8 protein-coding genes are annotated in these 12319 nt (G+C 33.5%); all 8 read left to right on the top strand.

What is annotated here, in order from left to right:
• Positions 1–30: 30 nt before the first annotated feature.
• The 8 genes from purH (at position 31) to LE179_RS03180 (ending at position 12129) form a co-directional block, all read left to right on the top strand.
• Positions 31–1659: a bifunctional phosphoribosylaminoimidazolecarboxamide formyltransferase/IMP cyclohydrolase gene (gene purH, locus LE179_RS03215; RefSeq protein WP_374128931.1), complete on the top strand. Its 1629-nt coding sequence runs from the start codon at positions 31–33 to the stop codon at positions 1657–1659.
• A 611-nt stretch (positions 1660–2270) separates the two neighbouring features.
• Positions 2271–3101, top strand: a complete 831-nt coding sequence (gene lipA / locus LE179_RS03210) for a lipoyl synthase (RefSeq protein WP_374128930.1) — start codon at positions 2271–2273, stop codon at positions 3099–3101.
• 438 nt (positions 3102–3539) lie between these two features.
• Positions 3540–3710, top strand: a complete 171-nt coding sequence (locus LE179_RS03205; protein WP_374128929.1) for a hypothetical protein — start codon at positions 3540–3542, stop codon at positions 3708–3710.
• A 694-nt stretch (positions 3711–4404) separates the two neighbouring features.
• Complete coding sequence (gene mfd / locus LE179_RS03200) at positions 4405–7581, top strand: transcription-repair coupling factor (protein WP_374128928.1); 3177 nt, start codon at positions 4405–4407, stop codon at positions 7579–7581.
• A gap of 1220 nt (positions 7582–8801) precedes the next feature.
• Positions 8802–9785, top strand: a complete 984-nt coding sequence (rfaE1, locus tag LE179_RS03195) for a D-glycero-beta-D-manno-heptose-7-phosphate kinase (RefSeq protein WP_374128927.1) — start codon at positions 8802–8804, stop codon at positions 9783–9785.
• On the top strand, positions 9782–10504 hold the full coding sequence (gene kdsB, locus LE179_RS03190; protein WP_374128926.1) for a 3-deoxy-manno-octulosonate cytidylyltransferase: 723 nt from the start codon (positions 9782–9784) through the stop codon (positions 10502–10504). Before rfaE1 ends, kdsB begins: the two co-directional genes overlap by 4 nt.
• Before the next feature lie 9 nt (positions 10505–10513).
• Complete coding sequence (kdsA, locus tag LE179_RS03185) at positions 10514–11338, top strand: 3-deoxy-8-phosphooctulonate synthase (protein WP_374128925.1); 825 nt, start codon at positions 10514–10516, stop codon at positions 11336–11338.
• A 251-nt stretch (positions 11339–11589) separates the two neighbouring features.
• A complete protein-coding gene (locus LE179_RS03180; RefSeq protein WP_374128924.1) occupies positions 11590–12129 on the top strand; it encodes a KdsC family phosphatase in 540 nt (179 codons plus the stop codon).
• The last annotated feature ends 190 nt before the right edge of the window (positions 12130–12319 follow it).

Here is a 12319-nt window from a genome sequence, read left to right as displayed (position 1 = left end):
ATGTTTTTATCAAATAATAAGGAGAACATTATGTCAACAGCATTGTTGAGCGTTTCAGACAAAACAGGAATTATCGATTTTGCAAAGGAATTGAAAACATTGGGTTGGAATATAATTTCTAGCGGTGGAACAGCGAAAACTTTGAAAGAAAATTCTATTGAATGCCGCGAAATATCTGAAGTCACAGAGTTCCCCGAAATTTTAGACGGCAGAGTAAAAACGTTAAACCCCAAAATCCACGGCGGAATTCTTGCAGTAAAGAATAAAGCCGACCATATTGAACAGCTAAAACGTCACGGAATAGGAACAATAGATATCGTGGTTGTGAGTTTATACCCTTTTGAAGCAACAATAAACGAAATACCAAAACCGGTAGATAAAAAAATAAATCAGAACGTTATAGAAAATATAGATATCGGCGGAGTCGCTCTCTTGAGAGCCGCGGCAAAAAACTACAAAGATGTTATTGTTATATGCGACGTAAATGACTATAAAACTGTTATTGAAAACCTGAAAAATAATTCTATCTCAGAAGAACTAAAACTCACTTTGGCGGCAAAAGCTTTTCGTCATACGGCATATTATGATTCCTTAATTTCAACTTATTTAACCTATGAAAAATTTCCTTCGGAAGCCGCAATACCGCTTAAAAAACTTTCAGAATTAAGATACGGAGAAAATCCGCATCAGGGAGCAGCGTTATATTCTAACGGCACAGAACGGGACAAACCTGTCGTAATATCCGCAAAAAAGCTTCACGGGAAAGAGTTGTCTTACAACAACTATCTTGATTTGGAAGCTGCGTGGCGACTGGTGTGCGAATTTAATAATCCGGCGTGTGCTATAATCAAACATAATAATCCTTGTGGTTGTGCGGAAAGTACAGATATAACCTCTTTGGAGCCTGATCCTTACAATTGCAATCCGCTTCGTACCGATTTTGCTAATGAGTTATCTGATATCAAAGATGTCTATTTAAAAGCTTTAGCCTGCGACCCGGTGAGTGCTTTTGGCGGCATAATAGCGTTTAACAAGCCTGTTGAAAAAGATACAGCCGCCGAAGTAAGCAAATTATTCGTTGAGTGCATTATAGCTCCAGGTTATTCTGAAGATGCTTTGGATATTCTAACGCAGAAAAAAAATATCAGGATTTTAATACAAGAAATACTATATAAAGAAGAAAAAAACCTTATTGAATATAGAATAATGTCTCATGGAATGCTTGCGCAGGACAGAGACAATCAGCTTTTGATTGAAAAAAAACTTATGACAAAACGCAGTCCGACAAAAGAGGAGAACGAATCTTTAGATTTCGCATGGAAAGTTTCCAAACATGTTAAATCAAACGCTATTATTCTCGTAAGAGGAAGACAGACGGTAGGAATAGGTGCGGGACAGATGAGTCGTATTGACTCATTAAAGATAGCGGCTGAAAAAATGAAGGGCGTTAAAAGCGGATTAGATGAAAAAAAATTCCCGCTTATCCTTGCATCAGACGCTTTTTTTCCATTCCCTGATGTAGTTGAAGAATCCGCTAAAATCGGCGTTACGGCAATAGTACAGCCCGGAGGTTCAATAAAGGATAATGAATCAATTAAAACCGCAGATGAGAGAAATATAGCGATGATTGCCACAGGTATGAGGCATTTCAAACATTGATATGAAAATAGATTTTACGTCGATTTCAACCCTGTGTTTTCTGTTTTTTTATAAAAAGACACATATTACAAGACAACGTCAGATTATTATCAGCACAGTTACGCAGAACTTATTCGGTGTGCTATTATCGGAATTAGAACGCATATTATATAGAGTATATAGTGTTTCATTGCATAATTACAGCAGCCATCACAGTGTAAATATTATAGAAAAAAGTTTGATGTTGTTTTTAACAAAATTGATTTGCTAGAGAAAAAAAGAGTCTGAAATCGCAGAACGGCAAATTGCAAAAGTAAAGGTTTTAAATGTAAATTGGAATACTCAATTAAAAAATTTTTTAAAGGAAAACTTATAACGCATGTAACAAGGGAAATCTTAATCGGTAATGTTTTCAATTATTACTCTTGACCCCAGTGAAAAAATATTTACAATATATCTTTAAATTCCTTTAGCAGATAGGTAAAGATGAGGTTTCCAGATTTAGCAATATTCTGATGTTACTGTTAGAGAAATTGAAACGTATGCCGTGAAAAATTTTGTTAAATCTTTCCCTGTCAAAAATAAGAGAAAATTAAATGAACTGAAAAATAAATATATATATTGATAAAAAAATGAAACAAGAAAAAAAGAAAATTGCTATTTCAGACATAGTGGCGCTAAAAAAAGATTTCGAATTCAAAGGACTTAATACAGTATGCCGAAGTGCGAAATGCCCTAATATAGGAGAATGTTTTAGAAGAAGAACCGCAACCTTTATGATATTAGGTAAATACTGTACTAGGAAATGCGATTTCTGTGCTGTAGAGAAATATAATCCTGAACCTGTGGATGTAAACGAACCGTCAAAAATTGCAAAGACAATTAAACAGCTCGGACTTTCATACAGTGTTATAACTTCTGTAACGAGAGATGATCTGCCGGACGGCGGAGCAGAACACTTCGCAAAGACAATTAATGAAATAAAAGCCCTTCTTCCCGAAAATAAAATCGAAGTTCTTGTCCCGGATTTTTCAGGTAATACAAAATTCATTGATGTTGTTTTGAATGCAAAACCAGACGTTTTTTCACATAATTTAGAGACGGTCCACGCTTTATACAGTAAAGTAAGAAAAGGAGCTGACTATAGACGTTCTCTTGAAATTTTAAGATATGTAAAAGTCTCAGGTTTTAAAGTTAAAACAGGTATAATGTTGGGACTTGGCGAAACTGAAAAGCAAGTTTTTGAAACAATTAAAGATATAAAAAATACAAATATCGATACTCTTACAATAGGGCAGTACCTTGCTCCGACAAAAAAGCATTACCCCGTAATCAAAGAATATACCCCAAAAGAATTTAAAATGATGGAAGATTTTGCTGTTTCAATAGGAATAAAGCAAGTCGTTTCTGGCAGATACGTCCGCAGCTCATATTTAGCAGAAGAAAACTTCAAGAGACTTTAAAATTTTCTGCCGACATGAGCATAAAAAACAAAGTATCCTTCTCGAGAAATTCTATCAGGAATCTATACTGCTAATTGGTTCTGCTATTTCTTCTTCGAATGTGAGGACATGAAGGGCAAATAAAAGACTTTGTCATTGTCGTATCATAATCAAGAGAATGGAGTAACTGAAGTATCTATAACAACTAGATTCTCTAAATATCGGGTGTCTAAGTTATCATTATTTCTAGTCATTTAGAGAATAATCGAAGATAGAAGAAAAGGGCTCAACTGTCAAAATGAAGGGGAGAGACAGGATATCTATTTTTCGCAGAAATAACGCAACAAAGTGTTCTGATAGTTCAATTAATTGCATCACCATCTGTCATTTCCAAAAGATATACTTTAAAAGATTTTTTATAACTTACCATTATTTATCATTCTCAGAGAGGCATAGTCTTTGAAAAACTATGTATTCATGATTCTGCCATTTTATCAAACTAAAACGATTTTAAAAAGAACAGAATCAAATTATTTTAAATCGTTTAAGGGCATTATCAATGATGAAGATAAAGAAGATATTGAATTAGAAATACGGGATACTGGTAAAAAATACGCTGAGTTTAGTTGAATTTACCATAAAAAAGTGCGATGAAAAACCTGAAAGATACAGTGGAGTTTGGTGTGTTTTTGACAAAGATGAATTTTGATAAGAACATGGATTTTGATAATGCAATTAAGAAATAGAAGAAAGCAAAGAAAAAGGTGAAATTAATATGTTTGCCGCATTATTAAACGAATGTTTTGAAATTTGGTATATGCTTCACTATCACTATTACATACCAGTCTTAAATAGAAAACAATAAAAAGACGAACTTAATAAAAATTTTAAAGATGATGATTCTAAAACGACATATAAGAAAAATGATAAAACAATATACGAATTTTTTTAAAAAAGATGTAATAAATTCCACAGAGAGATTATTATATGAACATCATAAAAATAACATATCAAATCATAAAAAGAATCCTGCAACTACAGTTTATAAATTAGTTAAAAGACTTAATGAATTTATAAACTAGCAGTTTCCCTACCTAAAATTAAAGTCAGAAATAAAACACTTTGTAAAAATTTTCCTTTTTATAAAAAAGCTATTGAAGATATGATAGAATAAAAGTATATCTAAAAGAACACAGCTGAGATATAGCGTTGTTTAGTGTGCAGTAACACATTATATTGATAAATAAAAATTTGAAAGCACAAAAAGTTTAAAAACGGGAAGCTAGTTATGAAAGCATTTTAAGTTGACACAAAAGGTTATAATTTGAACAAAACGTACTTATCAGGACTTGGCGGCAGTGCTAAAGCTCACTATTTATTTAGACGCATATCTGAAATACAAAGCGGCGACGACAGTATAAGAAAAATTTCAGATTTGCGTATTTTTGCTTTTGTCAAAGACGGGGAACTCAATTCTTTTTATAACGATTTACATTCTTTTTTTAACTCTCTTCCTTCACTCGACGCACAATACCAGAAAATGATTCGGCAAAGCTATGGTTTTAACTCAGACTCTCATCCCGCTCCCAGTCATTCATACCCTGCTATTGATATATTCATACTTCCATCGGACGATATGCAACAGAGAACTTTTACAATAGATAAAATAAAAAATTTGCAAAGTTTCGTTGTGTGTGCTACTAATATTTCAATTAATTCTCCCGTATCAGATCCCAAAAATAATATCGGCATTGCTGCCGTACAAAATCAAAAGTACGATTTCAATAATTTAGTAACATCGCTTTCTTCTTTCGGTTATACGAGAACATGTTTTGTCGAAGATAAACTGCAATTTGCGGTAAGGGGCGATATCATAGATATTTGGCCTGTTGCAAGCGAGACGCCTTTCAGAATACTTTTTGAATATGATACAGTCGAAGCCATAAGAGTCTTTGATCCGGGGAATCAGCTTTCAAACGTTTTTATCAATGAGGTTAAAATACTGCCTGTAACTCTTTCAGAATGCAATTCAACAATCAAAGATTACTTTAACTTTAACGGCAAAGGCAATACTATACTCTATTTTGATTACCCGATTGATGAAGAAATGGAAAAATCGTTTAATGAGTATGAACTCGTCATAAATGATATGTTAAATTCTCAGTCGCAGTGTCAAGGGTACAAAAGTTTTACTGGATTTCAAGGCAACATAAATTTTTTTTTAAATCTACTTAAAAGTTTCGCTGAAAATAGCGCAACAATAAAAATTTATTGTACAAGCAACAGCGAACGCGAACGTATTTTAAATATATTCTATGAAAACCGTTGGAATTATAAAAGTCCTGAATTTTTATATGGCAATTTATCACAGGGATTTTATTTAGAAGATGCCAAAATACTGTGTATTTCAAGTCGAGAAATGCTGTACAGGAAAAAGCCCGTAAGCTTCCCCAAAATAAAAGGCGGTAGACGCTTGGAAGGTATCTGGGAAATATCGGCAGGCGATTATGTGGTTCATGAAAAATATGGAATTGGGCGTTATATAGGATTGAAAATCATTTCCAGGGAAAACAGCAGTTCAGAATATTTGTGCATAGAATACAAAAACGGCGATAAACTCTACGTCCCGCCAGAAGAAATAAAAGCCGTAAAAAAGTATATAGGTATTGAGGGCGTTAAACCTAAGCTGTATTCTATGGACACTCTTAACTGGGAAAAAGTAAAATCAAAAGCACGCAAAGCTGCTGCAGAATTTGCGAAAGAACTTTTAAAACTTTACGTTAAAAGAAGTCTGATAAAAAGAAAGCCTTTCGGTCCGGAAACAACATGGGAAAAAGACCTTGAAAATACTTTTCCTTATGAAGAAACACCTGATCAGCTCAAGGCAATTGAGGACATAAAAAATGATTTTCTTAAACCCTATCCAATGGAAAGGCTTGTCTGTGGCGATGTGGGATATGGCAAGACAGAAGTTGCCGTACGCGCTGCATTTAAAGCAGCTCAAGATGGTATGCAGACCGCTGTTTTAGTGCCCACTACTGTTTTGGCACAACAGCATTACAATACTTTTTATAATAGACTTTCTCTTTTCCCGGTAAAAGTTGCCGTGATCAGCAGATTTCAGTCTAAAGCAAAACAAAAAGAGATAATGCAAAATCTAGAAAATGGACTGATTGACATTATAGTTGGTACTCACAGACTTTTACAAAAAGATGTAAAATTCAAAAATTTGGGTTTATTGGTAATTGACGAAGAACATAGGTTTGGCGTAAAACAGAAAGAAAAAATTAAGTCAATGAAAAAGAATATTGATATTTTAATGCTTTCAGCAACACCTATTCCCAGAACATTGTCCTCGGCATTGTCGGGTTTCAGAGATTTGTCTGTAATAGAAACTCCACCGTCCGGTAGATTGTCTATAGAAACAAGCCTTTCATTATATGACGAAAAACTCATCAAAAATATTATTGAAGCGGAGCTTTCAAGAGACGGACAGATTTTTTACGTTTACAATAAAATTGAAACAATTCTTACAAAAGCCGCAAGTATCAAAGAATTTGTACCGGACATAAAACTTGGTGTTGTACATGGTCAGATGAAAGCAAAAGATATTGAAGAAATTATGTGGAAATTTACAAACATGGAACTGGATGCTTTGTTAGCTACAACAATAATAGAATCGGGCTTAGATATACCGTCGGTTAATACCATGATAATTGAAGAAGCGGAAAATTTTGGACTCTCACAGCTTTATCAGTTAAGGGGCAGAATAGGCAGAGACAGAAAAAAAGCGCATTGTTACTTATTCTACAAGGACAAGACTCTGAACGATAAAGCTGTTAAAAGACTTGAAGCGATTAAAGAATTTAGTGAACTTGGGTCAGGTTTCAGCCTTGCCCTTAAAGACTTGGAAATAAGAGGAGCTGGGAGTATACTTTCCTCGAGTCAACACGGCTTTATAAGGGATATAGGATATGATATGTTTGCAAAGCTTCTTGAAGAAGAGGGTAAAAAAGTTAAAGGAAATTTGTCCGAAGCGCAAGAAAAGAAAAATATTGTGATAGATTTACAAATTAATGCATTAATTCCGCATAAGTACATTGAAGATGAAGACATAAGAATTTTATTCTACAGAAAACTTTCCGATGCACAGGATATCAAAGCAATAGAAAAAATAAAGAGTGAACTCCTCGACCGTTTTGGGAAAATTCCCGATGAAACGCAAATGTTATTTGAAATAATGAATTTAAGGATTGCTGCTGAAAAACTTAATATTGAAAGAATAGCTGAGGATAATAGCTATATATATATGTATTTTTCTCAAAAAGCTGATTTCTCAAAAGCAGACATAACAAAACTTACAAATGATTATTTAAAAACAATAGAATTTACAGCAGGCAAATATTATGTGCTTAAACTAAAAAAAGATATGATAATAGCAAATAGTTTAGAATATCTCAAAAAATTCCTCTCCCGGCTCGGATTTTATATACGAGTTTAATAATTATAAAACTACAATTATGCGTTACCGGGATATTATAACCAAAAAAGACACCGCAGAAAACATCTATCCACTTTTATTGTTTTTAATCTTTTTCACTAAAACCACGTCATAATAAAAGACACTGCTATTACGCCGTTTAGCCTATAGTTTTTAACAATTATTGGTACTCTCGTTAAAGTCTGTGTGAATTGACAGATAAAATTATCTTTTTATATAATATACGTTTGGAAATAAGGGGAAGTTTATGATAGCATTGACTGGCGTAGCAGACGATATGAGCAACTGTTTTTTTGAGAAATTAAATCAAGAAGACATGAAAGACATTTTCGTTGTTAATTATCTTAATGACAGTAGAAAACGAAAAATTTTTCCCGGCAAAAATTTTTACAATTATACACAAAAAACTGACTTTTTTAACGCCGTAATAAACAGGCAAATTCCAAACACCAAGCTATTGTACATCTTATTAGCGCATACAGTTTTACAACTTTTTCCACCGCAGACTATTACACAAAAACAATTATAAATATTCTAAAGTCCTTTTTTCTTTGGACTTTTGAAGTTGTAATTTCTTTCATTTATGCTTTGTCTGCTGAAACGCCCGGAGATGAAAAATGCAATTGTGACAACAATACATCAAAAGCAAAAAGCTTGTCGTATTTAAATATTTACGTTTTTTTTCAAAACATATGTTTTGATTTATGACTTTTGAATAACAGTCATATTAATAAAGCTACCGGTATAAAACTCTTCATCTTTTTAGTTCGAACGAATGCCATAAGGGCGATTACGCAGCATAATTTGTTAAAGTCGCGATGAGGTCTTTAACAAGGAATCAATAAAACTACTCAATAAGTCCTACGGTGAGAATTACGCGGATAATGAACAACTCAGAAGTTGCAATAAAAGGTGCCATTCAAGTATTTTTTATTTAAAAGTCCGTTAAAAATGAAAGTTTTTAATCTTGGTATGGGAAAATCAAGAACATGGAATGATGTGCAAAATCTATGTTTGCAGCTGTCAGTAAAAAAGAAAACATAGGATATATTGAAATACCTGATTATTTAAAGTGTCAAAATATCAATACTTTATGCAGGTAAAAGTGAATAGTCTCAGAAATGCGGATTATAGAAAACCTTTTATAGAGTCTGAAGATTCCGTTAAAGACTACTGTTCCTATTAAAAAAATAAATCTTATTTATGATAGCGGTCTGAATATGAAACTTTTGAAATTGATATCTTTATTTAAAAAACAGACTGTTTTAGTTATTGGCGATGTGATGATTGACAAATTCATATGGGGAAAAGTAAAAAGAATTTCTCCTGAGGCGCCTGTTCCTATCATAGAGGTTACAAAAGAAACAGAAACTCTCGGAGGAGCAGCAAATGTTGCAAATAATATAACGGCTTTGGGGGGTAAGGCATTTATAGTGAGTGCAATCGGTGAAGATGCTAACGGGAAATCTTTAGTTAAAATGCTTTCAGAAAAAGGAATAAGTTCGGATTGCTTGGTCTATGATCCGCAAAGACCGACAATCATAAAAATGAGGATTATAGCGTCAGGTCAGCAGGTTGCCAGAGTAGATAAAGAAGTAAAAGGTTTTTTTAATCACCACACTGAATTAAAAATCGTAGAAAATATAGAGAAACTGATACCTAAAGTAAGCGCTGTGATAATTTCCGATTATGGTAAAGGAGTTGTAAGTTCTAAAGTTCTCAAAAGTACGATTTCTCTTGCAAGAAAGTATAAAATACCGGTTACGGTTGATCCCAAAGTAAAGCATTTCAAAAAATATAGAAAAGTTACGGCAATAACTCCAAATGAAAAAGAAGCAATTATAGGAATGAGTGCAAAAAATATAGAAACTGATGAAGATATAGCGTCACTCGGCAAAAAAATTCTTAAGACTCTGAATTCTGATTCTGTTCTTATTACACGCGGTGAAAAAGGAATGACACTTATTCAAAGCAACGATAAGATTAAAAATATTCCTACAAGAGCAAAAGAGGTTTATGATGTTACAGGTGCTGGAGATACGGTTATATCAACAATGACTCTGGCATTGGCTGCAAAAGCAGAATTGGCAAACGCTGCAGAGATTGCCAATTTTGCTGCAGGAATAGTTGTCGGAAAACTTGGAACAGCAACGACAAATCCACGTGAACTTGAAAAAACAATAAGGGATTCTTATAAAAAATGAAAACATCTATAATTATACCGTCAAGATATGGTTCAGGTCGGTTCCCCGGCAAGCCTTTGGCATTAATAAAAGGAAAACCTCTCATACAGTTTACTTTGGAGAGGGTTAAAAAGTGCAAAGAGGTTGATTTCATAGCAGTTGCAACCGATGATGAGCGTATTTATGACGCTGTAAAAAAGATGGGATTTAATGTTTTTATGACGCCAAAAACCTGTAAAAGTGGCACAGACAGAATTGCCTTCACGGCATTAAAATTTTTGAAAGATTACGGCATTTTTATTAATGTACAGTGTGACGAACCTCTTATAGAACCCAATCTTATAGATAAATTGGCACTTTTGCTTAAAAAAGATAAATCTCTTGAATATATAACTGCCGCTTCCCCGATAATCAAAGAAGAATTTACAAAGAATCCCAATGCTATTAAAGTCGTCTTTGATAAAAATGGATACGCACTATATTTTTCAAGATTCGCAATACCTTACAATAGAGAAAATATAAAAGTTAAATATTATAAGCATATAGGAATATACGGATACAAGAGAAAATCTCTGCTGGAGTTTTCAAAAAATAAAATGTCGCCTTTAGAAAAATCTGAAAGCCTTGAGCAGTTGAGAATTTTGGAAAACGGCAAAAAAATAAAAATTGTTATCACAAAACATAATTCTATAGGTGTTGATACACCCGAAGATGCTTCAGAGCTTGAAAAGTATTTGTAAGGATTGCCAATGCAAAGTAAACAGATAAAAGTCGGTAAAAATGTTATTCTTGCAAATGATAAACCGTTTGTTGTCATAGCGGGACCGTGCGTTATTGAGAGCGAAAAACATGTTTTAAGATTAGCTGAGAATTTAAAAAAAATAACTTCTGAATTAAAAATTCCTTTCATTTTTAAAGCTTCTTATGACAAAGCAAACCGTTCATCATGTAGTTCCTACAGAGGACCTGGTGTCGAAGAAGGACTTAATATCCTCACAAAAGTGAAAAAAGAATTAAATTTAGTCGTTACTACGGATGTTCACAATGAAAATCAGGTTCCAAAAGCTGCTCAAGCCGTAGATTTTCTGCAAGTGCCTGCATTTTTATCTCGTCAGACAGATTTACTAAAAGCATGCGCCATCACGGGCAAGCCTGTTAACATCAAAAAAGGACAGTTTCTGGCTCCTGAAGATATGTTTAACATTGTTAAAAAGGTAGAAAACTTTGGCAATAAAAATTTAGCACTTACTGAAAGAGGTACTTCTTTTGGGTATCACAATCTTATTGTAGATTTCAGAGGCTTAGAAATAATGAAGCAAACGGGATATCCGGTTATTTTTGATACGGCGCACAGCGTTCAGCTTCCCGGATATCATAAAACATGCAGTGGAGGAAACAGAGAATTTATTTTACCTCTTTCAAAAGCGGCGGCAGCGATAGGAATTGCTGCATTATTTTTGGAAGTTCATGAAAACCCTGATAAAGCTCTTTCCGACGCATCAAACAGCGTCGACTTAAAATATTTTAAACAAATACTCAGGTATACAAAAGTTATAGACGGAGTGACAAAATAAAATTTAAGATTTCTTAAAAAAGTTAAACCGCAGTTTGAAGAATCAGGGAAAATAGCGGTATATAAACCCCAAAGGAAAAAATACGAAAATAATATTTTATTGAAATCTGCATAAGACTGTACACAAGAACCCCCGAGAATATTTTTTTGTGTATTATTGTGCTGATATTATTTTGAAATCGGTATGAGGTAAAATTTTGCGATTAAGACACGATTTAAGTACAGCGATAGTAAAGAAACGGTGGAGAAACGATGAAAAATAAAAAAGACATTGTAAAAAAGGCAAAGAACATTAAACTTTTGGCCTGCGATGTCGACGGTATCCTGACGCATGGCGAAATGATAGTATTAAATAATGGCGAAGAGATAAAAATATGGAATGTTAAAGATGGAACAGGATACAATCAACTTTCAAAAATATCTCCAAAAATTAAAACCGCATGGATAACAGGTAGGCAGTCCTCTCAAGTTGAAAAACATGCAAAGAATATGAGTATTGATTATCTCATTCAAAACTGTATAAATAAAATGGTGGCTTTGGAAAAAATATTAAAAGAAAGCGGACTTAAAGTGTCTGAAACGGCATATATTGGTGATGATATAATAGATATATCCGTATTAAAGGCGGCAAGACTTTCAGTATGCCCTATGAACGCCTGCGAAGATGTAAAAAAATATGTCGATTACGTTTCAATTCTTAACGGCGGCGAAGGTATTGTAAGAGAAGTAATAGAACTTATTATGAAAGCAAAGGGTGAGTGGAAAAAATCTTTGGACAGATATACATGCTGAGAGATATTTTACAAGAATTCTCAAGAATTTATTATTACAGAACATTTATTTTCTCCAAAAAATGGGACAAATATCTAAAAAGATAGTGCAAAGCTCAAGTCTTGAGAGTGAAGTTAGCAGTAAAAATAACATTTGTATTTTCCTGTTCATTTCTCTTTTTATGCTCCCGACTGTAGTCCTTTAAAAGAAA

It is taken from the genome of Candidatus Endomicrobiellum agilis (assembly GCF_020328115.1).
Taxonomy (GTDB): domain Bacteria; phylum Elusimicrobiota; class Endomicrobiia; order Endomicrobiales; family Endomicrobiaceae; genus Endomicrobiellum; species Endomicrobiellum agilis.
The sequence above is the reverse complement of the archived record's forward strand: the minus strand, read 5'-3'. Positions and strand labels throughout refer to the sequence as shown.

Coding starts and splice junctions, on each gene's coding strand:
- kdsA (WP_374128925.1), top strand. CDS start 10,514: ATGCAAAGTAAACAGATAAAAGTCGGTAAAAATGTTATTCTTGCAAAT.
- LE179_RS03180 (WP_374128924.1), top strand. CDS start 11,590: ATGAAAAATAAAAAAGACATTGTAAAAAAGGCAAAGAACATTAAACTT.
- lipA (WP_374128930.1), top strand. CDS start 2,271: ATGAAACAAGAAAAAAAGAAAATTGCTATTTCAGACATAGTGGCGCTA.
- kdsB (WP_374128926.1), top strand. CDS start 9,782: ATGAAAACATCTATAATTATACCGTCAAGATATGGTTCAGGTCGGTTC.
- rfaE1 (WP_374128927.1), top strand. CDS start 8,802: ATGAAACTTTTGAAATTGATATCTTTATTTAAAAAACAGACTGTTTTA.
- purH (WP_374128931.1), top strand. CDS start 31: ATGTCAACAGCATTGTTGAGCGTTTCAGACAAAACAGGAATTATCGAT.